The 22,904-nt window shown below is 47.0% G+C and carries 17 protein-coding genes, 1 tRNA gene and 1 pseudogene; 6 read left to right on the top strand and 13 right to left on the bottom strand.

The window, feature by feature from the left end; genetic code table 11:
- Positions 1 to 39 precede the first annotated feature (39 nt).
- A complete protein-coding gene (locus T497_RS0103575; protein WP_028514429.1) occupies positions 40 to 864 on the top strand; it encodes an Mrp/NBP35 family ATP-binding protein in 825 nt (274 codons plus the stop codon).
- Positions 865 to 1,026: 162 nt separating this feature from the next.
- Here T497_RS0103575 and T497_RS0103570 read toward each other — a convergent pair whose 3' ends face one another.
- The 9 genes from T497_RS0103570 to T497_RS0103530 form a co-directional block, all read right to left on the bottom strand.
- Positions 1,027 to 2,046, bottom strand: a complete 1,020-nt coding sequence (locus T497_RS0103570) for a rod shape-determining protein (protein WP_028514428.1) — start codon at positions 2,044 to 2,046, stop codon at positions 1,027 to 1,029.
- 15 nt (positions 2,047 to 2,061) lie between these two features.
- Positions 2,062 to 4,284 (bottom strand): SF1B family DNA helicase RecD2, encoded by a 2,223-nt coding sequence (recD2, locus tag T497_RS15690; RefSeq protein WP_037324391.1) that lies wholly within the window; start codon positions 4,282 to 4,284, stop codon positions 2,062 to 2,064.
- A 157-nt stretch (positions 4,285 to 4,441) separates the two neighbouring features.
- A complete protein-coding gene (locus tag T497_RS0103560; protein WP_028514427.1) occupies positions 4,442 to 4,777 on the bottom strand; it encodes a hypothetical protein in 336 nt (111 codons plus the stop codon).
- 78 nt (positions 4,778 to 4,855) lie between these two features.
- A complete protein-coding gene (locus T497_RS0103555; RefSeq protein ID WP_051530504.1) occupies positions 4,856 to 5,902 on the bottom strand; it encodes an acyltransferase in 1,047 nt (348 codons plus the stop codon).
- Positions 5,895 to 6,692, bottom strand: a complete 798-nt coding sequence (locus T497_RS0103550) for a hypothetical protein (protein ID WP_028514425.1) — start codon at positions 6,690 to 6,692, stop codon at positions 5,895 to 5,897. Before T497_RS0103550 ends, T497_RS0103555 begins: the two co-directional genes overlap by 8 nt.
- Before the next feature lie 17 nt (positions 6,693 to 6,709).
- Positions 6,710 to 8,119: a dockerin type I domain-containing protein gene (locus T497_RS17305; protein WP_051530503.1), complete on the bottom strand. Its 1,410-nt coding sequence runs from the start codon at positions 8,117 to 8,119 to the stop codon at positions 6,710 to 6,712.
- Between the two features lie 130 nt (positions 8,120 to 8,249).
- On the bottom strand, positions 8,250 to 9,419 hold the full coding sequence (locus tag T497_RS0103540) for a hypothetical protein (protein ID WP_028514424.1): 1,170 nt from the start codon (positions 9,417 to 9,419) through the stop codon (positions 8,250 to 8,252).
- The gene (locus tag T497_RS0103535; RefSeq protein ID WP_028514423.1) at positions 9,416 to 9,877 is read right to left on the bottom strand and encodes an RNA polymerase sigma factor; all 462 of its coding nucleotides are present in this window, start codon (positions 9,875 to 9,877) and stop codon (positions 9,416 to 9,418) included. Before T497_RS0103535 ends, T497_RS0103540 begins: the two co-directional genes overlap by 4 nt.
- 382 nt (positions 9,878 to 10,259) lie before the next feature.
- Positions 10,260 to 11,804 carry a serpin family protein gene (locus T497_RS0103530; protein ID WP_051530502.1) on the bottom strand — a complete coding sequence of 515 codons (1,545 nt, stop codon included), beginning with the start codon at positions 11,802 to 11,804 and terminating at the stop codon, positions 10,260 to 10,262.
- Between the two features lie 453 nt (positions 11,805 to 12,257).
- On the opposite strand from T497_RS0103530, the gene abc-f reads away from it, so the two are divergent.
- Together abc-f and T497_RS0103520 are read left to right on the top strand one after the other, a co-directional pair.
- Positions 12,258 to 13,784 carry a ribosomal protection-like ABC-F family protein gene (gene abc-f, locus T497_RS0103525; protein WP_028514421.1) on the top strand — a complete coding sequence of 509 codons (1,527 nt, stop codon included), beginning with the start codon at positions 12,258 to 12,260 and terminating at the stop codon, positions 13,782 to 13,784.
- Between the two features lie 91 nt (positions 13,785 to 13,875).
- A tRNA-Gly gene (locus tag T497_RS0103520) sits at positions 13,876 to 13,947 on the top strand.
- A gap of 53 nt (positions 13,948 to 14,000) precedes the next feature.
- Here the strand turns inward: T497_RS0103520 and T497_RS0103515 are convergent.
- The 4 genes and pseudogenes from T497_RS0103515 to T497_RS15675 all read right to left on the bottom strand — a co-directional run bounded on the left by T497_RS0103515 (position 14,001) and on the right by T497_RS15675 (position 19,727).
- Positions 14,001 to 14,516 carry an isochorismatase family cysteine hydrolase gene (locus T497_RS0103515; protein WP_196243008.1) on the bottom strand — a complete coding sequence of 172 codons (516 nt, stop codon included), beginning with the start codon at positions 14,514 to 14,516 and terminating at the stop codon, positions 14,001 to 14,003.
- Between the two features lie 11 nt (positions 14,517 to 14,527).
- The gene (locus T497_RS0103510) at positions 14,528 to 15,100 is read right to left on the bottom strand and encodes a TetR/AcrR family transcriptional regulator (RefSeq protein ID WP_037324388.1); all 573 of its coding nucleotides are present in this window, start codon (positions 15,098 to 15,100) and stop codon (positions 14,528 to 14,530) included.
- A gap of 382 nt (positions 15,101 to 15,482) precedes the next feature.
- A complete protein-coding gene (locus T497_RS15680) occupies positions 15,483 to 18,206 on the bottom strand; it encodes a CotH kinase family protein (RefSeq protein WP_080693285.1) in 2,724 nt (907 codons plus the stop codon).
- Positions 18,207 to 18,537: 331 nt separating this feature from the next.
- A pseudogene (locus T497_RS15675) lies at positions 18,538 to 19,727 on the bottom strand (EAL domain-containing protein).
- A 747-nt stretch (positions 19,728 to 20,474) separates the two neighbouring features.
- Here T497_RS15675 and T497_RS0103495 point away from each other — a divergent pair.
- The 3 genes from T497_RS0103495 to T497_RS17300 are packed head-to-tail and all read left to right on the top strand — an operon-like array spanning position 20,475 to position 22,868.
- The gene (locus T497_RS0103495; RefSeq protein WP_028514418.1) at positions 20,475 to 21,233 is read left to right on the top strand and encodes an EAL domain-containing protein; all 759 of its coding nucleotides are present in this window, start codon (positions 20,475 to 20,477) and stop codon (positions 21,231 to 21,233) included.
- Positions 21,234 to 21,263: 30 nt separating this feature from the next.
- Complete coding sequence (locus T497_RS0103490; RefSeq protein WP_242839965.1) at positions 21,264 to 21,977, top strand: hypothetical protein; 714 nt, start codon at positions 21,264 to 21,266, stop codon at positions 21,975 to 21,977.
- An 18-nt stretch (positions 21,978 to 21,995) separates the two neighbouring features.
- Positions 21,996 to 22,868 carry a signal peptidase I gene (locus T497_RS17300; RefSeq protein WP_080693284.1) on the top strand — a complete coding sequence of 291 codons (873 nt, stop codon included), beginning with the start codon at positions 21,996 to 21,998 and terminating at the stop codon, positions 22,866 to 22,868.
- The last annotated feature ends 36 nt before the right edge of the window (positions 22,869 to 22,904 follow it).

The following is a 22,904-nucleotide window of genomic DNA, read 5'->3' as shown; positions in this document are numbered from 1 at the left end:
GGTATAATAAATGTATTACATCATAAGGAGTGTTTTTTAATGAGCGAATGTACACACGACTGCTCAAGCTGCGGAAGCGATTGCAGCAGCAGACAGGAGCCGCAGAGCTTACTGGAAAAGCCCAATGCCATGAGCAATATCGGAAAGGTCATCGGCGTTGTCAGCGGTAAGGGCGGCGTTGGTAAGACTCTCGTATCTTCATTGCTTGCAGTTTCAATGCAGCGTCTTGGCAAGAATGTGGGAATCATGGACGCTGATATCACAGGTCCGTCTATACCAAAGGCTTTTGGTATCCATCAGAAGGCTGACGCCTGCGAATTCGGCATTATCCCTGCAAAGTCCAAAATGGGACTTGACATCATGTCAATAAATCTTCTTCTCGAAAACGAGTCCGATCCTGTAGTATGGAGAGGTCCTGTTATCGCAGGAGTAGTAAAGCAGTTCTGGACAGACGTTATCTGGAAGGATATAGACTGTCTCGTAGTTGATATGCCTCCCGGAACAGGCGACGTTCCGCTGACTGTTTTCCAGTCTCTCCCTGTTGACGGTATCGTTATCGTAACTTCACCGCAGGAGCTTGTTTCAATGATAGTTGAAAAGGCTGTAAAAATGGCTAAGCTGATGAATATCCCTATCCTCGGAATCATCGAGAATATGAGCTATTTTGAATGTCCCGACTGCGGCAAGCGCCACAGCATCTACGGTGAGAGCCACATCGAGGAGATAGCTGCACAGTACGATATCCCCGTACTTGCAAAGCTCCCTATCGATCCACAGCTTGCAAAGCTCTGCGATCAGGGAACAATAGAGCTCTTTGAGGGCGAATGGCTCACAGAAGCAGCCGAGAAGGTCGCTGCGCTCTGAGTTCTTAGTGATATATTGTAGGGGACGCCGTCTTCGGCGTCCCGTTTTAGTTTGGGCGCACAGTATGCGCCCATTTGCTTTTGTATCGGAAGGAATGAGGGAATAATAAGAAAGGGCGGAATTATCCGCCCTTTTTCTAATCACTAACAACTGATAACTTTATCAGCGATACTTGTATACCGTAGCCGCTTCAAAGCCATCTAATAGCGTAGTCATTCTGCCGAATGCCATGCCTGTGCCCTTTGCAACGCAGTTTATTGAGTCCTTGGCAATATTGCAGTTTATGCCGAGAGTACGCTTGATGAGCTGTGTAAGTCCGCCGAGGAGAGCGCCGCCGCCTGTGAGCAGGAGACCGTTATCGTAGATATCTCCTACAAGCTCGGGGGGAGCTTCTTCAAGCACCTTGCGGATAGCCTCCATGATAGCGAATGTGTCGTCCTCGATAGCTTCAAAGAGCTCTGTTTCGCTGAGAAGTACCTGCGCAGGCAGACCTTTCAGCAGGCTTCTGCCCTTGACTATGTAGGTCATCTCGTCGCTCGGATCATAGAGGTTGCAAAGCTCTATCTTGACCTTTTCGGCAGTCCTTTCGCCGATAAGGAGCTTGTACTTGTTCTGCATATACTTGATGATAGAGCGGTCAATAGCGTTGCCTGCTATCTTGACCGTATGGGAGCGCACTACGCCGTTCATGGAAACGATAGCGACGTCTGTAGTACCTCCGCCGATATCAACTATCATGTGTCCCTTTGCCTTGGTGATGTTCACGCCTGCGCCTATCATAGCGGCGATAGGCTCCTGAATGAGGTATACCTGCCTTGAGCCTGCGCTCTTGGCAGCTTCTACAACTGCACGGCTCTCGATATCAGTGATGAAAGAGGGTATGCAGATTACGATACGGGGCTTCATGAGCTGTTTGCCTGTGACCTTGAGTATGAACTCGCGTATCATGCTGTGAGTGAGGTCGTCGTCGGAGATAACACCCTCGCTGATAGGACGTCTTACTGCGATATAGTCGGGATTCCTGCCTATCATCTCATAGGCTTCCTTGCCCACTGCAAGAACTCTCTCTGTTCTTGTATTGTAAGCGATGACCGAGGGCTCGCTGAGCACAACGCCTTTGTTTCCCATAGTCATTACGATATTTGAGGTACCGAGGTCGATACCGATATCAGTGTTTGCCATTTTTATCTTCCTTTCCTACTGCTCAAAGGGGGAGCTGCTTTTCTTTGTCCCTGCGAGCATATGGCGCAGGCAGGTGTATCTCCGCGTGCGCTTGTTGTTGTCTACCATTTTATATATATTCTCCTCAGTTCCTATGATTATGAGGAGCTTTTTTGCTCTTGTAACAGCTGTATACAGGAGATTCCTGTAGCACAGCTTGTCGAAGCCGCCCATAATTGGGAGTATAACAGCTTCAAATTCGCAGCCCTGACTCTTGTGTACTGTGACTGCATATGCAAGGTCTACCTGAGACAGCAGGTCAAAGGTATATGTAGCCTTTCTGCCGTCGAAGTCAATGACTGCAAGGGAGCTTCTGTTGTCGATACTGATTATGCGTCCGATATCGCCGTTGAAAATGCCTGCGCCCTGTTCGCCGTCCTTAGACCATGTGATGTCGTAGTTGTTTCTCGTCTGCATGACCTTGTCGCCCTCGCGGTAGGTGTAGACATAGCCCTTTTTCTCCTGTTTGTTCTTTGCAGGGGGATTGAGCTGGTCTTGCAGGAGCTTGTTCAGCTCCACAGTGCCCGTAACGCCCTTTCTTGAGGGAGTGAGCACCTGTATATCCTCGGTGGGGGAGTAGTTATAGGCTTTCGGCAGTCTTGTCTTTACAAGGTCAACAATGAGCTGCAATGCCATCTGATAGTCGCTTCTCTTGAAGAAAAAGAAGTCGCTGTCCTTGCGTTCAAGGTCGGGATATTCTCCTGCAACTATCTTGTGAGCGTTTGTGACGATACAGCTCTGCTGAGCCTGACGGAATATCTCTTTCAGCTCAGTAACGGGAACTATACCGCTGTCGATGATATCTCCGAGGAGATTCCCTGCGCCTACTGAGGGGAGCTGGTCACTGTCGCCCACCATTATGAGCCTGCACCCCAGCCGCACAGCACGCAGGAGCTTCTCAAAGAGTACCACGTCCACCATTGACATCTCGTCAATGACAAGTACGTCGCAGTCAAGGGGATTGTTCTCGTTATGGGCAAAGGTCAGCCTGTCTCCCGAATCATAGACCACTTCAAGGAGACGGTGTATGGTCTTGGCTTCACAGCCTGCTAAGTCCGACATACGCTTTGCGGCTCGTCCTGTGGGAGCGGCAAGAAGCACCTTCATGCCCCGTTTTTCAAATATGGAGATTATAGCGTTGAGGGTAGTGGTCTTACCTGTGCCGGGACCTCCCGTCAGCACCATAAGTCCCCGTGAAACAGCGGTAGTTATAGCCTGCCGCTGGAGCTTTTCGTATTTTATGTTATGCTCCTCTTCTTCGATGTCAATGAGGGTATCATAGTTGAAGTCCTCGGGAGAGGAGAAGTCTTTCAGAATATGTATCCTGTCCGCAATGAAGCTTTCCGCGTAGAAGTAATCGGGGAGATACACGAACTCTATTTCGTTCTTGACGTATTCAAAGAGGTCATTGTCATCAAGAGCGGCGTTGTATGCGGCGTAGAAGTCGCTCTCCGATACGCCGAGAGTGTCCTGAGCCTTTTTTGCAAGGACCTCCAGTGGCAGGCAGGTGTGACCTATGCCTCCGTTGGCGCGGAGAATATACTGTACTCCTGCCAGTATGCGCTTGCTGTCATTACGGGCTATGTGCATATCGTGAGCGATAGTATCAGCCTTTGCAAATTCAAGGTCTATATCCTCACTGCAAAGGAGATATGGATTCAGCTTCAGCAGCGTCATGGCGTCCGAGCCGTACTTCCTGTAGGTGTTCATGGCAAAGCGTGACTTTACCTCGTACTGCGACAGGAAAGACATGAGATTCCGCAGGCAGAAAAGCTTTTGAGCCTCTGCGGCTATCTCGTCGCACTTTTTTGGAGATATGCCCTTTATTTCGGAAAGACGGAATGGAGCGTTCTCCATGATATCGAGAGTGCGGTCACCGAATACCTCGACTATCTTCTTTGCAAGTCCCGGACCTATGCCCTTGACAGCTCCCGAAGCGAGGTATTTCTCGATGTTGATGACTGTTTCGGGGAGCTTTCTCTCGCAGTACACTGCGCTGAACTGAGTTCCGAAGCGTGGGTGAGTGATATAGCTTCCCTCAAGGATAAGTCCCTCGCCCTCCTCGATATCGCCCAGCTCTCCCACAACAGTGATGAGCTCGCCGCCTGCGTCAAGGTCAAGCACGATATAGCCGTTATTCTCATTTTTATAAAGGACATTTTCCACAGTGCCCTCGATGTGAAGGACCTCGTGCTCCACCGTTTTCACCTCTGCACATAAAAATACATCTTATATTATAACATATTATAGGATATAATGCAAGTAGTGATTAGTAATTAGTGATTAGTGATTAGTGATTAGGTTGTAGGGGCTGCCTTTGGCAGTCCGCTTTTTTTGTTCTTAGTGCTTGCTGAGTTTACAAGCTCATTCTCAGTTTGTTTTCGAGTTCTGCGGCGGTTGTAAGCTCCATAGCATGATAGTGAGTGCAGAAATCCCTGCAAAGCTGTATCTGCTCGTCTGTTCCGTCAATATCTATGAGAAGCACCGTTCCGATAAAAGTGCTGCCCTCCTCGATAAGAGAGGCTATGTATTCCAGACGCTGTGGGAGCTCCTTATCCTGCGAATTTACAGGCAAAGCAACACAAAGGGGATAGCTTTTGTTTTGCAGCTTCGAGCAGATAAACAGGCAGAAAAGCTCTGCGGCGGCAATAACTGTGACCACAACTATCGCAATGATTTCGGCTTTTTCCATAAGACCACTCCTTCCGACTTATTATATGCGGAGCATGGTCGCGGTGACACAAAAAAGCTCCCCGAAGGGAGCTTGTGTTCATATGATCTTGTTCACGTATGGAACGAATTTCAGCACTCTTGTTATGACATAGGAAATGATAAGAGTTACTATGCATATGCCGATGACTGCTATAGTGCCGCCGTGCTCGAATGGGTTGAACTTCATAACGGCAAAGATGTATTTCAGCACCGCCATGTGTATCAGGTATATGCCGAATGAGCAGTTATCAAGCTCTGCGGCGATAGTGTCGAGAACGGGGAATGGCTTGTTCTTTGTTCTGCGGAAGTATCCGAATGCTCCTATTGAAGCCGCAATATATATCGGGAACGAGTAGCCCTCCAGAAAAGCGGTTATCCTTGCACTTGCCACAGGAGCGGTCTCAGCTGCGCCGCGGCTGTAAGCCGTAAGCATTGCGGTTATTCCTATACATATGAGGAACATCAGTCCGCAGGCGTTCTTCGGCAGCTTTATTACTCCGATGTGGAGCACATGACCGAGGAACAGATAGAACGGGTATATCGTGTACACGCATATATAGAAGGGAAGGGACTTTCCCGAGAGCGTTCCGATAAACGGTATGACCGACATGAATAAGCAGTATACCAGCAGCAGATATTTCAGCTCGTTCGGCTTTGCATTGGAGCTTATCATCTTATAGAACGGGAGCAGGAGATATATTGCCAGCATAAGGTAGATATACCACATATGCGCCCAGCCCGTGCCGATGAAAATATCGCTGAATATGTCCTTAACGGTCTCGCCGAAGGACGAATGCTTAATAAGCGCTGCGTCGAATACCGAGAAAAGCAGTGAAAACACCACAAGAGCTATTGCCATACGCGGGATATATTTCCCGAAAAGCTTCTTGTTTGACAGTATCCTGTTCCTGTCAAGGAGAAGTGCTCCCGAAGCCATTACGAAGCAGGGCACAGCCCACATCATAGCGTTTCTTATGGAGAGCATAGCGCTCTGAGCGCCTGTAGTTGCCGCAAAGGCATTGGCTGCATAGAATCCGTGTAGGATCACAACAGCAATGCAGGCAAGAGCTTTCAGACGGCTCAGATAAAGTATGCGATTATTCATTGAAGAGTCCGCCGCCGCTGAGACAGCCGCCGTTTCCGTCATTAGCAGTTGCCTGTGTCGGAGCCTCTGTAGGAGCTATATAAACTGTTGTAGGCTCGATATACTGAGTTGCAGGCTCTGTGTAAACAGGCTCCTGATATGCAGGCTGAGTATAAACAGGCTCCTCGTAGTAGGACTGCTCTATCTCGGAAGCAGCCTCTGTTGGTTCCTCGGGCTTAGCAGTTTCAGCTATCATCTTTTCAGCTTCCTTGGTGCTTACCTTCTTGTCGGAGAGCTTTGAGATGTACTCGATGTAAGCAACGTCCTTGTCCATGAGTATCTCGCCCAGCTCAATGTCGCCGAACGGGAACTGATGAAGCTCAGCTTCCTTGTCGTCTGAGAAAGTTATCTTTACAGTGTACTCCTGTGTAGCTATCTCGTCAGTGTCGCCGTAGGTAACGTCGCTTGTCTTAACGGGAACGTAGTAGAGTCTGCGTCTTTCGTTCTTAGCGAAGATGTCCTTAGGCTCTATCATGCTTGCAGGATATTCCTTTTCGGTGTCAGCCTTGATGGTGAAGCTCTTGATATCCTTGCCTGTCTTGTTGTCAAGAGTGATGATGTATACGGAATCGCCTGTAGCCTTGTCGCCGATTATCTTCATCTGATCCTCAGATGTTGTAGGCTCTGTAGCAACTGCCTTTGTAGCAGGAGCAGTTGTTGTCTGCTGCGGATCAGCCGCAGTAGTTACCTTGCCGCAGCCTGCAAGCATGAGAGCTGCGATGAATGCTATTGTACCAATAATTTTCTTCATGATTTATCCTCCCTTGGTCAGCTCATTACTGAGTCTTTCTGGTACACCCATGTACCTGACTGACCATATGTTATCATATAACCGTTTCTCTTTGTTTCTTCTGTAAAGTCAGGATCACAAACATAAGTTGTGCCCTCGAATGTTACCTCTACCCATGAGTGAGGTCCGTAACCGCCTGCTTTAAGCGGAACGCGTCCCGATATCTGATGTGCGTCATAGCCGAGAAGCTTTGCCATTTCGCAGAACATAGCCGCCATAACGTAGCAGTTGCCCTTGCCGTTCTTGAAGCCGTAGTCCGCATACCACTGCATTGTTGTCTTGTCGTCCTTGGGGAAGTCGGCAGGACCGTAGTACGGAGTTGAAGCGGCGTCGTTGAACGCTTTTTTCAGATCCCAGCCTATCTTATCGAGGCGTTCCTTTGCCAGCGGATAAGGACAGGTGGTGGTAGTTGTCGTTGTTGTAGGCGGCGGAGCAGTTGTGGATACTGTCCAGTTGGTCTGTGAAGCGTAGTAATCCTTTCTTGCCACTACAGCCTGAACGATAACAGCAGCCGCAAAGTCTATAGGAGCTGACGAGTGGAACTGAGCGGCGTCAACAGTGACCTTGCCGTCCTTGTAGTTTACCGAATTTATCTTGACATCGGGAATAGCTGTATATTTAGCAGCAGGCTCGGCTATCTTGGTGACGTATGCCATATTTACATAGCCTGATACGCCGTTTATATTGACATGACCGTAATTTCCGTCGCTGTAGGTTATGGTGAACTTCTGTCCCGGAAGTATCTTGCCCAGAGACTCGGAATTATAGTCATGTTCTTTTCTGATATTCATGTACTCTGTTACAGCCGCCGAGGGGACATATGTACCTGCGTATGTTGAGCTGCATCCGCAGGGAGCCTTGACGACCTGAGGCTTTATCTGATACTTGTCAGGATCGAAGTAAACAGGCTTTACCATGAGCACTGAATCCTTGAAGAAGCTTGCATTGTATTTATCTGTGTAGCCCTTTACCACTGCTTCGGAGAAGTAAGGGGAAAGAGCCTTTTTCAGCTCGTCAGTGGACTTCACCACAGTGCCGCCTGCCTGTATGTCAAGCTTTTTCAGTGCGTCTGTGAATCCGCTCTGTACACGGTCTGTGACAGCCTTGAACTTTAAGCTTCTGGGGCTGGTGAGAATGAGCTTTCTCAGTGAAGAAATGTCATAGGAGTTTACAGCTCCGTCACCGTTTATGTCAGCAGCCTCCGACTGTGATTTGTCAAGCTCAGCCTTCCCGAGTATGTAATTCTGGAGCAGAGTGAGGTCGTCTGCGCTGATAACGCTGTCATTGTTGATGTCGCCTTTTGAGATAGCGTAGGTCGAAGCGGGCATAACTGCCGATGCAGATATGGCAGCTGCAAGCAGTAAGCTCATCATCTTCTGATGCTTCATAAGAAAATCTTCCTTTCATATAAATCGTTCTATAATAACATAACGTGCCGACGAAAGGAATTGTGACAAAAATGGCACGATTTTTTTTGGAAAATTATAGAACGTAAAAAATAACGCGAAATATAGGCATTTATTTCAGCTCTTCAAGCTGGGCTTCGGTGAAGTACAGGGTGCCGTCGTCAACAGAGACGTAATTATCCTGTATTTTTCTGAAAACAGCGGTATTTCCGCTTCTTACAGGGGAATAAGCGCCGTTTTTTATGCTTTCATCATTTTTGATGAAAAAGATGTACTGTTCTCCCTTTTTCTGAGGGAATCTGCTCGAGCCCTTTTCATAGACGGAGTATTCCTCAGGAGCGGGTATAAATACGTCGCTGTGGTTTTCGAGATATTTCTCCGCAGGCACATAACCGCCGCTGAAGAACACCGTTATCCTGTCGTTTTCTCTGAGGTCTCCCTTATAGGAGCTCACTATGGACAGATTCTCTGCGGTAACGGCAAAGCCACCAATAGAAGTATACAACATTTCGTCCGTATTTGCAAGTACTACGGCGCTGGAATCATTATACATACTTTCCAGCAAAGCACTTGTGTCCACAGGCTTGCTGCTGATAGGTCCCTGATTTTCAAAGCCCGAATCCTTGGGGTATATCTGGTCCTCGGTGAGAGTTTTGTCACGGAGGGGATATGTCATATCAACAGAAACCGTCATATCCCGTCCTGAGTCATTGTTGCCGCCGTAGGGGGGAACTATGTCCTCGGACTTGGAAGCAGTTGTGGTAGTGACAGGCTTCTGTGTGGCTTCGGTCTTTTCCGCAGCCGATGTGGTGCGTACAGTCGTATGAACAGCGGTAGTTCTTACAGCTGTGGTCCTTTGTGAAGCTTCAGCCCTCTGCGCAGTCACAGTCTTGGCAGTAGCTGCCTGCTTTGCTGTTGTAACAGCAGTGCTTGTTGTCTTAGCCGAAGTGGTCTTATCAGTCCTTACTGCCTTTGCAGTCGTAACGGCAGTCGTTGCAGCTGTTACAGCCGAGCTTGTGGGTACAGATGTAGTTTCGGTGACAGTTATTATCTCGTCCTTGTCGTGTCCGAAATCCACCGTATCCTTTGGCATAAAGGCGAAAACTCCGACTATTATGGCTATCATTGCGGCTGCTGCGGCAAAGCGCATGACCACAGGGGACAGACGCTTTTTATTATTATTCACGGAGAGCCTTGCAAATTCCGCAAGGAACTCTTCCTTTCTGTCTGGCTCGGGGAAGTCAAAGGCTTCTCTGAGGGCTTTTTTCTCTTTATCTGTCATATAAGCTCCTCCTTTCCCAGATACTCATGCAGTCTGCCGAGGATACTGTTTATCCTGCGGTTGAGTGCAAAACGCGACATATTATGCAGCTTCGCGATAACGTTCAGAGGAACTCCGTTTATGTATCGGAGCATGATTATCTCCCTGTCCTCATCGGAGAGCTTTGCAAGAGCCTGTTTCAGCTCAAAGCCCGACAGAACGCTGTCCTCTATATCCCCACCGTCGGCTTTGTCCTCGGGGAGCTCCGCAGTCTTGGTCTTTCGGAACTCGTCATTGCAGAGGTTGCCTGCGATAGTATAGAGAAGCTGCAAGGTCTTATCGACGCTGTTATAGTGTGGGTGTTCGAGGTAGCGAAGGAAGGTCTCCTGAGTTATATCCTCGGCGGTCTCTTTATGGCGGACTCTTAGAAGGCAGTAGCGGTATACCTTATCGTACTGCTCGTCAATACTTATTGACATGAGTCCACCCCCTTCGCGCACTTATGAAATACATTATATCATATAATAAGTAATAAAGCAACATCAGCAGGGGATAATTCGGCTTAAATGGCTAAAATGGAGCATATACACGCCATTTTTTGTAGAAACCGTGCAAAAACTTCGTCTATATACAGGAAAACCGTATCATTGAGATACGGTTTCCGATCTGTCCCCGCGCTGAGCCTCTTTGGCGGAGCAGGTCAACAAACCCTTAATGACCTTGCCGCGTATCCCGATTTTCCGAGTGGGACTTGATAAGAGGCTCTTGCAGAATTTGGATTTATGCTTGCCGCTGATGTGCAGATGCGGCTTGTATGTGTTTACTATAACAGGCTTTACTTAAAACAATCTTAAAAAAGGCTTATTCAAGTGAATTTAAAACACCTATGAATACAGGCAGATAGTTATCTGTATCGAAGATGCAGTATACGAAAGGTCTGTCGAAAACTACTTCCTTTTCGGGCTCCTGCGGCATACCGGTATTCTTCACGGCAACTAAAGTTGCAGCTGCTGCCTTGGTGCCGTTCTCGTCAAGGTCTATGAATGTCTTGTGTATAACATAGCCTATAGAGAGTGGGTTCTGGTCATTTATAGCAGACATTCTTGAGAAGTCGGCATCGTCAGAGAATGCAGTGGGCATACCCATTGCGCAAAGCTCCTCGCTGAGCTCGTTTTCGTACTCATACTTGAACTTAGGCAGCTTCATGTTTGCCATTTCGTAGTTTGTGGTGCGGTATCCCGAAATGAGGTTGTGGAGCTTTTCGGCAGTCATGTTCTCGATATATGTGTCAATGTCGGTATCCTCGCTGGGGAGGAGAGCTGCAAAGCCGTATCTTCTGCCCGAGTAGAACTTTATCATGCCCTCGGTGTTCTCGTCTGAGGTGTATATCTCAGAGCTGCAAAGCATCTTAGCGTCCTGTTCCTTGCCGTCGGCAGATGTGAACTTGCCGTCCTTTATCATGTATTTTTCATAGGGATCCATCCATTCAGCCTCGAAAGCAACTGCATTGACGAGGTACATAACGTCATCTGGATTGATCCTGTTGAGGATCTTTGGTATCATCTTGTTTGTCTTGACATTTACCCAGTTGTTTACGTCGTTAAGAGTTGTATCGTCGAATGGAGCAATATAGAACTCGGAATCATAGTAATCAACGCAGTTCTGGATAAATTCGGGACGGGGCTGTATGCGGCTCGTGTCGTTTCTTGCCCATATTGAGTTAGCCGTGCTGAACGACCACTTAGCCCAGTTGCTCTCGTTCACTGTCATTTCGCGCTGACCTTTGAGATAGCGGTTAAGGCTTGCTATATCCATGCCGCCGCCAAGTACGTTTTCCATTTCTTTAAGAGTATCGCCGTCGGCTCCGTTTGCTGTCATGCCGAGAGCTTGTACGATAGAATATGGAGAGATAAGGTCGTTTGCACCCTTTTTCTCGCTGTAGGTCTTTTTGAGCATATCAATAGTGAAATTTGTCTGGCTGTCGATAAACTCCTTGTAGCCCTGATAATCGGCCATATAGATACCGCTTGTATTGGGTGACTTCTTGATACCCTCGCAGAGATTCCTTGCTGTTGTTTCAACGTCAGGCTCGGGAGCTCCCGTAATATCCTTGACAATGAGCTTTCTCATGCCGATAAGGTCGAAGATGTCCATGTTTCCGTCCTCGTTGACATCTCCGCCGGGACCGGGTTCTTTATAAGCAGGGAAGAGCACCTCGCAGTCGTCGCCGCGGAGATAGCGCTGGAAAAGAACTATATCAGCAAGATTGAATGTATAGTCAACATTTACGTCGCCTGCGATTACTTCGTCGATAGGCTTTGTAGCCCATGCGGTCATAGCATTTGATGCAGCAGGTGCTGCGAGACATAGTGCAGCTGAAGCTGCGATAAGCTTTCTGAATTTCATAATAAAACCTCCTTTAAAATAACATAACTAAACAAAAGCACAGATGTGCGTTTTCATATAGCTTAACGTTTGAGAGGGGCAAAATGTGCGGCTTGAATTGTAAACATTCTGTGAACTTTTTTTCTGATACGCAAAGTGCATTTTTTATTTCCCTTGACTTTTTTGAAGCCCTGTGTTATAATAACGTAAATTGGACTGAAAGAGGTGTGAGAATGAAAAGATAATTCACTTTTGAGTACATGAATATCAAAGCTGACAGTGTGCAAACAGGCGTACTGTCTTATCATGTTGCCAAAAGTGGATTATGTTCTCATAACCTCTTTTTTGTGCGTTTTTGAATATTGCAGTGGGGGATAACTGTGCAGTTATGCTCTTTTTCTGAGGTTATAGGTACGTAATGGAACTTTTTGGCAGCAAAGGGTTCCATTTTTTGTTTCGGAAGGAGAGATGAATATGTCACAGATAAACGTAAACGGACTGACATTTTACTACGAGGGGAGCTTCGATAATATCTTCGAGGACGTTTCCTTCTCAATAGATACCAACTGGAAGCTTGGCTTCATAGGGCGCAACGGCAAGGGCAAGACCACGTTCCTGAATCTGCTTCTCGGGAAGTACAGCTACCGCGGCAGCATTGACAGCTCCGTGAGATTTGAGTATTTCCCATATGTGATAACCGCAGAGCAGGCAGAGCTTACGGCTTCTGAGTTCATATGCGATATAAAGCCCGACTGCGAGGAATGGCGCGTCATCTGCGAGCTGTCACAGTTGCGCGAGAATGCAGACCTGCTGTACCGACCGTTCAAAACTCTCAGTCACGGCGAGAGGACTAAGGTGCTTTTGGCGGTGCTTTTTTCGGGGGAGAACGACTTCCTTCTCATCGACGAGCCAACCAATCATCTTGACGCAGAAGCGAGGGAGACTGTCAAGGAATATCTTGCCTCGAAAAAGGGCTTCATACTGGTATCCCATGACCGTGACCTGCTGGACGCCTGCATCGACCATGTGCTTGTGCTCAATCGCAGGAGCATTGAAGTCCAGAGCGGCAATTTCACCAGCTGGTGGGAGAACAAGCAGAAGCGCGACCAGTTCGCCATAGCCGAGAACGAAAAGCACAAAAAGGAGATAAAAAAGCTCCGACAGGCGGCGAAAAGAACGTCGGAATGGGCTGATAAGAATGAGCGCACCAAGATAGGCTTCGATCCGATAAAGGAGCACGACAGATGTATAAGCACAAGGGCGTTTATCGGCGCTAAAACCAAGAAAATGCAGAGCCGCGTCAAGCAGATGGAAAAGCGTATCGACAGGGAAATAGAGGAAAAGGAGGGGCTTCTCAACGACCTTGAACGCACTGCCGAGCTGAAGCTCTCACAGCTTGCCCACCACAAGAATACTCTCATAAATATCAGGGACTACAGCGTGAAATATTCAACTGCCGAGGAGCCTGTATTCACGGGGCTGGATTTGGAGGTGAAGCGCGGCGAGAGGATAGCTCTTCACGGCGGAAACGGCTGCGGAAAATCAACGCTTATACACAGCATACTTCAAAAAGCAGGCTATTCAGAAAGGGGAGCAGATATAGTCGAAAACGGCATATGCGAGACAGCTTCGGGACTTATCATTTCCTACGTGGATCAGGATACATCGGGGCTTCGGGGCAGTATATCGGAATACTGCGATAGCCGCGGACTTGACCTCAGTATGTTCTGCACTATACTCCGCCAGCTCAACCTTGAACGGGCTCAGCTTGCCAAGAAAATAGAGGAGTTCTCAGAGGGACAGAAAAAGAAGGTGCTCCTTGCGGCGAGTCTGCTGACTCCTGCTCATATCTATATCTGGGACGAGCCGCTGAACTACATCGACGTTTTCTCACGTATACAGCTTGAGGAGCTTCTTCTCAGCTATGAGCCCACTATGCTTTTCGTGGAGCACGATGTGCGTTTCCGCGAGAAGATAGCAACGGCAGTAAAGGAAATGTGAATTTGTTCGGAGTTTTCCGTGAATTCGGGGAACTCCGACTTTTTTTCGCCTTGACAATCCATGGAAAAAATGTTATATTGATTACAGATTTGCAGATATAGTATAGTGGTCATTACTTCAGTTTCCCAAACTGATGAGGCGGGTTCGATTCCCGTTATCTGCTTGCGCAGAGCCTGCTTCTGTGAAAAACGACCTCAGCATTGCTGAGGTCGTTTTTTATATATATTCAATTCCGTTTTTAGTCAGCTTTTCGTGCTGTTTTGCCTGCTTTTCAGCCTTATAGCGGCAGCCTGTACAGCTTTTCAGCAGGGAAGTCTTTACCCCTGCCTTGACAGCTCCCAGAGCGGTAGCCCCCACACAGCCGCATTCGTCAAGACCGCATACAACGACCTCGTCATAGCCCTGAGAATTGAAGAATCCACGGAATTTTTTAGCAGTAAATGCGTCGGGGAGGTTCTTGTCAAAGCACAGGTCTGATACAACATCGAGACTGCCGTAAAGCTTCGCACCCTCTGTATTTGCAATAGAAAAGCCGATTATCCAGCGGTTTGTGATGATATTCGGGAATATCTGGGAGATATAGATTATATCCCAGCCCTTGTCCTTATAGCTGTGTATAGCCTTGTTCACATTGCTCACAAGTTCGGCAGTATCATAGCTGAACATTGGCTTTCGCTGCTCCCACAGGTAGTCGTTCTGCATATCAACGACGATAAGCGCCTTTTTGCTCATAATTATCCTCCTTAAATCAGAAAACGTGAAATATTATCGGTGACGAATCGGCGGAGCTGCTCCTTGTCCGCAAGGTCAATGCCTGCATTCTTTTTCAGCTCCCCGTATTTGAGAAATGCAAGCTCATTCAGACTGGTGAGCTGAAATGTGAGCAGTCGGCACTCCTCCTCGGACTTTCTGCCGCCGTAATGCGCTATTACAAATGGCAGACTTTCCATGCCTGTTTGCAGGTCGCGCTCCAGCAGTATATACCGTGTCACAGCCTTTGCAATGCCCATATTTTTCAGCATGAGGGACATCATAAAAACATGGAGCTCTATCAGCTTTTCCTTTGGGGAAAGCTCCGAAGCCATGACCGCTCCGAAACGTTTGTCTGCGGCAGCAGCCTTGCTTATAAGCTGTGAGAACACCGCCGAAAGGAGCTTTTCCCGTGAACCGAAGCAGTAGTTTATCATGGCAAGGTTTACTCCTGCGGCTTCGGTGATAGCCCTTGAAGTGACCTCGGCAGGATCATCGCAGCCCGTAATCAGCTTTTCGGCAGCTTCAAGAAGCTGCTTTTTTGTTCGTTCTATATCCCGTTTCATGGTTCTGTCCTTTCTAATTAAACATGTTTAATTATATTATACACGAAATTTCTGTTTTGTCAAGTATAAAATAAAACAGGAGCAGTTTAACCGCAATACTCATATAGAAGCTTATAGTTAATTATGGGGGGAAACCTTTCTGAAGAAAGGCTTTCCCCCATACCCCTTTCCAAAGACTTTTTTAGCTGATTTTTTCTCATATAGGGCTCGCCTAAAATAAAAAAAGCCCTGTAATAATACAGAGCGAGCCCTATATGAGAAAAAATAAAACTGAAAGTTTTAGGGAGAGAGTTTGAGAGAAGCCCCTTTTTCAAAAGGGGTTCTCTCAATAATAAGCATAAAACTTCTGTATAAGCACTATGGTTAAACTGCTCCTGTGGTCTTATCTTCTTGGTCTTTCGCCGCCCTGCGTTCTTTCAGGCTGCTGTGGCTGATTCGGTTCCTTAGGCTGGTCTTGGCCCTTGGGCTGGTCATTATTCTGCGGCTGTTCGGTAGTCTGCTGTGTATCGGTGCCTCTCATGGCGAGCAGAAGCTCTCTGCGCATTGCCACAAGGTCGAATACGTCGATAACGCCGTCCTCGCAGAGGTCGCCAGCCTTCCAGTTGGCAAGCTCGGTATTTCTGTCGGCGCTGAGCCACTTTTGCAGCATAACGATATCGGCAACATTGAAATCTCCGTCTGCATTTACGTCACCGATGATAACTTCGTTTTCGTAGACCGGTCTTACAACAGCGTTGGATTGGAGCTGTATCTTTATAGATGTTGAGGTCTCATCGCCCTCAACTATCTTTGCGCCGCTGACGCTCCAGCGTGTGAACTTAGCCTCCTCGCTGGGAGAAATACTGAGGTCGATAGTGTAATCGCCGTGATATTTGCCGCTCCACTTGGAAACTGCGCCAAGGTCAAGGGTGTTGAGCTTGATGCTGCCAATAGAAGCATTATTATTGACTGTAAGAGTGTATGGATTAGAGCTGAGCTTTGCAGCCTGTCTCGTTGTGCTCTCTGCGTACTGGAAGCGCTGAGCGTAGAAATTGATTATGGTCTGGTAAGCGCTTTCAAGCTGTCTTTCACCGCCTGAGCTGCGTGAATTGAAACGAGCAAAGCTGTCTGTTATCTGCTGCTTGTAGTTGTTCAGATAGCTCTCAGCCACGGACTTTGTTTTGTCTGTGGTGAAGTTATTATTTGCGATATCCATGAATGTTCTTGAATACTGCAAACGGAAATCGTCGTTTTCAAGAAGCTTTATGAACATCTGAGCAAATTCGCCGTCCTCACGGAGCTCCTTTAGACGTCTGTAGCAGTCTGCATTTGCGGACTTATCATAGCTGCCGTAGAGTCCCTGACCTGATTCTGTATCGTAGAGGATAGGTCTCCACTTGCCGTCTGCGTAAGGATTTTCCTCGTCTATAGCGTCGGAGCGCCACATGGAGATGTTTCTCTGGGGCCAGTCTGCGTTGCACCAGTATATCTGAGCTGCCATGTAGTCCATATAGCTCTGTATATCGACTTTCTGACAGAACTGCTCATAGCTTACGGTGCCGTTGATAACGCCGTTCTGGAGCTGGAGCCAGTCCTGAAGGTCCTGCTCTGTGCCCTCGTCCAGCTCGCCGTTCTTGACGATAGCCACATCGCTCTTTTTTATGCCATAATGCTCGTTGATATAGCGCTTGTCTATCTTTTCCATGAGTTGATAGATTCCCCAGTATTCGCCGTCGAGGAATACCACGCACTCTGTAGTTGCCTGATATGCGAAGTTTCTGTCAGTGATAAGGCTCTGGTTTATGCTGTCGCGGAAGAATGCAGTGCCGTTGTCGTTGCCGCCGTTTCTGAGAACAACGCCCTCATACTTTTTGATAGACTTGCCGTTCTTGGCTTTTGTTGCCTTGCCGCCGAAGAAGTCATACTCAAATTCGGGTATGCCGTAATCCTTGCGTGTATAGATGTTGAAGCTCTTCTGCGCGAGGCTTCGTGAGTAGTTGCCCTTGATACGGATACCTACATTTTCTTCGAGGACTTTTTCACCGTTCTCGAAGAGGGTGAAGCTTGCAGGGCGCTCCCACTCTCTGCCGCGCATCGAGTAGTTTGCGATGAGGTTCCAAGGCTGAACATTTCTGCCTCCGCCTGTGTTTTCGGTCTCGAAAGCCTTGCCGAGACAGTAGATGCCTTTTTCGTAGTCGAAAAGATTATCGGGATCGGTAACAAGGGATACTACCTTCATTTTTGGGTAATAGCCCGAATTTGTGGTACCGATGAAGTAAGTCTTTGTAACGGGAGCGCTTATGCGTCCCTCGCTGTCAACTGATACAGCGCGGATAACAGCAGCCTTGTCCACGTTCTCACGGGGCTTTTCAATGCCGTTTGGAGCTATATCTGTACGGGCACTGAGACGGTTTTCGGTATCCGACATATCCTTGACGGTTATGGGAGCTTCGTATTTTTCGGATTCTATAGTTGGATCGCTGCCGTCCATTGTGTAGTAAATGGTGCAGCCCTCATCGGCTGTCAGCGTAAGAGCGAAGCTGCTGTCGTAGAAACCGCTGTCCTTTGAGAAAGCAGGCTGATGAACAGCCGCAGAGCCCTCGGGAGCTGCGTTTTCCTTTTCGGGAGTACAGCTGAGCTCATAGAACTCGCTGCTGCCGTCGGGATACTGACCGTAGGAGGTGTCCTTTGCAAGAGCGCCGAATGTGAGAGTCTGAGCTGTATTGCCCTGTTTGTCGGTAAGTGTGAGAGTTTCGCCTGTGGACGAAAGTCCGAAGGGAACTATTTTAGTGTCATTTGCTCCTGCGTCGCTGTCGCAGAAAACTATAAGCCTGCCCTTTGCAGGTACCTTTGTGCCGTCAGGGAATGTGTAGCGGTATGGCTCAGCCTCCTTGTCGGATAAGCCCCAGCCCGAGATGTCAGCCTCCTGACTGTCGCTGTTGTACAGCTCTATCCAGTCGTAAAGGTTGCCGTCTGCTGCTTTATATGTGCTGTTTTTTGAACAGACCTCGTTTACAGTCACTTTGCTTGTGTTTTCGGCATTAGCCGGCAGAAAGGATGCTGACTGCATGACAAGTCCCAGACATAAAATGCCTGCTGCCGCTTTGCCCATAGAGAATTTTTTCATGTTTTCCTCCTGTTTTTTTATATATTCAGTGCTTTTTCCAAAAATAATGTGCTTTTCATTTTATAAGCACAGGTAGGTATTTTTATATCTTTTACCTTGAAGATATATTTACGGTATCTTTTTTTATTATTATAGCACGATAACAATATCTTGTCTACTCAAATATTACTTTTTTTGTTCAAAAAATGCGGATTATTAAGGATAAGTCACAGCAAAAGCTGCTATATATAATAATACCCCTCCATAGAATACGGAGGGGTAAGAATATTTTCGGGGTTTTAAGAAAAATGCAGTTCTGTGATGACATTCTTCTTGAAAACAACGCTTTCCTTTAATCGTCGGGCAGGTTCTCACAGAGAGTAATAGCTATGACGTCCTCTGTGTAGGAGCTTTTCACGAAGTAATCCGTGGTCTCTACCTTACGGTATACACCGTCGTCGCCAAGCTGTCTTGTTACAAGGCGTATCTCCTGTGCGCCCTCGCTGTATTTTGCAATGAGATTCTTGCGGTCAAAGGTGGTGGCGAAAGCTTCTCTGTCGTCGGGGTGCATACTGCTTGTGCCGTGAACTATGAGCTCGTCGAAAACTCCCGTTGACGGGCATGAAGTCGTGGTGAAGTTCTGATAAGCCATCATATAGAAGGTATTTCTGGTGAGATTTGTGAAAATAACAAGGGGATAGCGGCGGAAAACAGCTTCAAGAAGCAGATTTACAGCACTTGCAGGGCTCTGGAGCTGTAATATGTCCGCAGGCTCTTCCGCTGCCTTGTGGACCATGCACAGAGAGAGGTAATCCTCCTCGGGCATGGGCTTTGCGAAGAGATAGCCCTGTATCCTGTTGCAGTCGCAGGTTCGGAGAAAGCCCAGCTGTTCCTTGGTTTCAACGCCCTCGGCGACGGTTTTCATGTGAAGTCTGTGGGCAAAGCTGAATATACTCTCCAGAACTATGCGCTCCTTTTCGTCCTCGCAGTTGTGGCTAAGAAGAGATTTGTCTATTTTCAGAACATCGGCAGGGATATCCTTGACGAACTGAAGCGACGAGAGACCGCTTCCGAAATCGTCTATGGCTACTGTAAAACCTGCATTTCTTATGGAAACTATCCAGTTAAGTATGCGCTCCTCCTCGCCTACCATAGCGGATTCGGTTATCTCCACCTCGATGAGAGGGTGGGGAGGTCGTATTTATCAACAATGGCTGTGAGTCTCTCTGCGAAATTGTCTTCTTGTATGTGCTTTCTTGAAAAATTGATAGATATTGGGAACTGGGGCATCATATTCTGTTTTTCGAGAGTTTTGCAGACAAGCTCGGTGACGTACCAGTCTATATCCATGATAAGGTCGGATTCCTCTGCAACAGGAATGAAGAAAAACGGTGAAATGACTGTGCCGTCGGGCTTTATCCAGCGCACCAGAGCTTCAGCGCTTTTCAGCTGGCTGGTAAGTGCGTCGTACTGAGGCTGATAGTAGGTGGTAAGCTCGTTATTTTGCAGAGCAGCTCTTATTTCTCCTGCTGAGTATTTCATAGAAATTCCGTCCTTTCATAATGCGTTATGACTTTCTCATATTGTTGTATTGCCTGTTTTTCCCCTTTGTGCAGGCATGTATCTCTTAGAAATCATATTCTGCAATTAATTATATCACAAATTTGCATATATTTCAATAGATGAATAGTGAATTTTTATTAAAAATGTGTAATTCTGATAAATGGAAATTGGTCTTGCAGAACATTTGCCATAAATTGGTCAGAAAAAAGTTCGCAAATATACTATGCGTAAATACTATTTGCTTATTGTTTGCAATAATTGTAACTTTATTTGTATATAATGCTAAAAAGTTTTGCTATAATGTGAATATTAGAGAAAAATATTGACAGTCGGGCTTAAATGAGATATAATGTAATTGTAAACAAAAGGTATAAAGAAGCTTTATAGTGTGCGAATGAATTCTCATTTTTTACTCCTCCATAACAGTTTTTAGAAGCCTTTCGATATGCTTTGCTCCTGACGGGTGTGAACTCGGCAGGACTAATAAAAAAGTTTTCATCAATGGCTCATAAAAACCTCTTTAACATGGCGTCCCCCTCTTGTAGCGAGAGGGGGACGTTTTTTCCATTAAATCATTTCACATCAATATTTCGCTGTTATAACGGCTTTTGTTAAAAAACGCCGCATTTTTGTTATAATTAATAGTTATTTCATTGACATTGCGCAGTAAATATGGTATAATAAAACAAATATAAATAATATATAATGTAGAAAGAAGGCGGTAATATGGCAGATAAGGAAGTTCAGACCACAGTCGGCGGTTTACGGGCTGTTGAGCTTAATTACCGCAGTATCAGGGAGATATCCAGCGGTCAGACTGCTTTTTTTCAGTCCCGTACAATGCTCAATTCTCCCAAGCTGGGAGTGCTTTCTCCCGACAAGTACCGCGACGTATGCGAGATGACCAATCAGGCTGACCAGCTTTTCCGACTGGAGCTTGTACAGGCTCTTGAGGCAAATGCCACATTTGCGGAACGAGATTTGAATTTCGGCTGGCTTTCGGTGTATCTTCCCGTGAGAATGCTCAGAGAGAAGCGTACATCCAAGCTTGCGTCTGATTATGCGTCACGGCATCAGATACCGACGACGCGCATTTGCTTCGAGCTCTCTGAGAAGCTTCTCATGGAGAATGACGAGCAGGTGCCCTCAACTATACAGATAATGCGCAATCTGGGCTTTCACTTTATGCTGACCAATTTCGGTGCAAGCAACTGCCCGCTCATGCGCCTTTCTGATTTCCCCGTTGATTTTGTTATGCTCAGTCCCGAGGTCACAAACTACATCGGCAAGGGAGAGCGTTCGGACAACGCGGTCAGATCAATAATTTCATTCGTCAACGATATCGGCTCCGAGCCTGTTGCTGACGGAGTTTTCAACAGCCGACAGGCGGAAACGCTGTATTCATTTGAATGCTCGTACTGCGCAGGAAGCCTTTCGGGCAAGTATATGACGGAAAGATATGTCAGAAGGAGATCAGATTCTTGAAAAAATTAATAATGGATTGGAGAGTTCAGTGTGGATAAAAAGGTAATTGATGTCCTTGAACTCAGAAGAACCGCGAAAGAGGTCAAGCGCCATACCGTGCTTATGCGAGTCCTTGGACTGCTGGCGATAATACTTATACTGATCGTCGCCATAGCTTACGGAATATCGTATTTCTACGATAAATTCGGAAGCTTTACGGTAAAGGTCAACAAGTACGATATGGTAAAGCAGGGACTTTCCCTTTCGGAAGCGCCTGAATATGATAAGTCGATATCGGTGCTGAATGCTGATATCGTCTATGATATGACAAATATAAGCGGAGAAGACCTCCCCGATAATATAGATAAGGTAAACGGCAGTCATAACGGCGATAACTTCATCGCCTATACCTTCTACCTGATCAATTCGGGAGATGATACCCTGACTTATACAGGCGAGATGCTCATTGAGAACGTCACGAAAAACGTCGATGAAGCAGTCCGAGTCGCTGTTTATAAAAACGGCGTCAAGACTGTTTACGGCAAGACTAAATCAAACGGCGGCGGCAAGGAGAGCGACTGCGACAGTGAATTCCTGACTTCAAGCGTTGTTATGAGAACTTCTACGGAAGGCTTCAAGGCAAAGGATAAGGACAAGTATACCGTTGTGATATGGCTGGAGGGAAACGATCCCGACTGTATCGACGACATAATCGGCGGAACACTAAAGCTGAGTATGAGCTTTAAGATAACTGAATCTACGTAATAAAGGAGTAAAAACAATATGAAAAAGGTACTAAGAGTGACTGCAAATGTGCTTGCATGGATCGTGCTTATAATCGCATTCCTTGTCACTATAATAGTTTTCTCATCGGGAAAAAACAACGGAGTTGCAAATATCTTCGGATTTATCCCCATGACAGTAGAGTCGGACTCAATGAAGCCTACATTCAGCAAAAATGACCTCATCATCTGTAAGGAGATCGACGACATCAACAGTCTTAAATCGGGCGATGTCATCACTTTCTGGACCGTCATCGACGGCAGAAGAGTCAAGAACACCCATAGAATCGTAGAGGTCGAGGACACAGACGGTTCAAAGAGCTTCATCACACGAGGCGATAACAACCCCATAAACGATACAGCTCCTGCTTATTCGGGAGACCTTATCGGTAAGTGGACAGAAACAAAGATAGGCGGAGTAGGCAAGTTCCTCAACTTCATGCGTACAAAGAAGGGCTTCTTCATTTGTATCGTTATACCGATGGCTCTGTTTTTCCTGTTCGAGCTTTACAAGTTCATCGTTACTCTCATCGAGGCAAAGCGCCCCGAACCTGCCGAGCAGCTTGACGAGGAAGAGATAAAGAGACGTGCTATCGAGGAGTACCTTGCAAGCAAGGGTGAATCTGCCGAGAATGCGGCGGCAAAAGCCTCCGAGGCTGTGAGCGGTGCTGCCGAAAAGGCTGAGGATACTGCCGAAAAAGCCGCAGAAAATTTTGAGGAGGCAAAGAAAGAAGCCTTTGAAAAATTTGAAGCAGTAAAGCAAGAGGCTGAAAAACTTGAAAAAAAAGCAGCAGATGACGCCAAGAATATTGCGGAAAATGCGGCTGAGACCGCTGGGGCAGCAGCTGAAAAAGCAGGTGAGGCTGCCGAATAATACGCGATATATGGGAAAGCATTTGACTTTCGGAGT

The organism is Ruminococcus flavefaciens MA2007, from assembly GCF_000621845.1.
Classification (GTDB): Bacteria; Bacillota; Clostridia; order Oscillospirales; family Ruminococcaceae; genus Ruminococcus; species Ruminococcus flavefaciens_E.
The sequence above is the reverse complement of the archived record's forward strand: the minus strand, read 5'-3'. Positions and strand labels throughout refer to the sequence as shown.

Bases quoted from the DNA above. Each gene is read 5' to 3' on its own strand.
- T497_RS15680 (WP_080693285.1), bottom strand. From the start codon at position 18,206: ATGAAAAAATTCTCTATGGGCAAAGCGGCAGCAGGCATTTTATGTCTG.
- abc-f (WP_028514421.1), top strand. From the start codon at position 12,258: ATGTCACAGATAAACGTAAACGGACTGACATTTTACTACGAGGGGAGC.
- T497_RS0103530 (WP_051530502.1), bottom strand. From the start codon at position 11,804: ATGAAATTCAGAAAGCTTATCGCAGCTTCAGCTGCACTATGTCTCGCA.
- T497_RS0103550 (WP_028514425.1), bottom strand. From the start codon at position 6,692: ATGAAGAAAATTATTGGTACAATAGCATTCATCGCAGCTCTCATGCTT.
- T497_RS0103515 (WP_196243008.1), bottom strand. From the start codon at position 14,516: ATGAGCAAAAAGGCGCTTATCGTCGTTGATATGCAGAACGACTACCTG.
- T497_RS17300 (WP_080693284.1), top strand. From the start codon at position 21,996: ATGAAAAAGGTACTAAGAGTGACTGCAAATGTGCTTGCATGGATCGTG.
- T497_RS0103495 (WP_028514418.1), top strand. From the start codon at position 20,475: ATGGCAGATAAGGAAGTTCAGACCACAGTCGGCGGTTTACGGGCTGTT.
- T497_RS0103540 (WP_028514424.1), bottom strand. From the start codon at position 9,419: ATGACAGATAAAGAGAAAAAAGCCCTCAGAGAAGCCTTTGACTTCCCC.
- T497_RS0103555 (WP_051530504.1), bottom strand. From the start codon at position 5,902: ATGAATAATCGCATACTTTATCTGAGCCGTCTGAAAGCTCTTGCCTGC.
- T497_RS17305 (WP_051530503.1), bottom strand. From the start codon at position 8,119: ATGAAGCATCAGAAGATGATGAGCTTACTGCTTGCAGCTGCCATATCT.
- T497_RS0103570 (WP_028514428.1), bottom strand. From the start codon at position 2,046: ATGGCAAACACTGATATCGGTATCGACCTCGGTACCTCAAATATCGTA.
- T497_RS0103510 (WP_037324388.1), bottom strand. From the start codon at position 15,100: ATGAAACGGGATATAGAACGAACAAAAAAGCAGCTTCTTGAAGCTGCC.
- T497_RS0103575 (WP_028514429.1), top strand. From the start codon at position 40: ATGAGCGAATGTACACACGACTGCTCAAGCTGCGGAAGCGATTGCAGC.
- T497_RS0103560 (WP_028514427.1), bottom strand. From the start codon at position 4,777: ATGGAAAAAGCCGAAATCATTGCGATAGTTGTGGTCACAGTTATTGCC.
- T497_RS0103535 (WP_028514423.1), bottom strand. From the start codon at position 9,877: ATGTCAATAAGTATTGACGAGCAGTACGATAAGGTATACCGCTACTGC.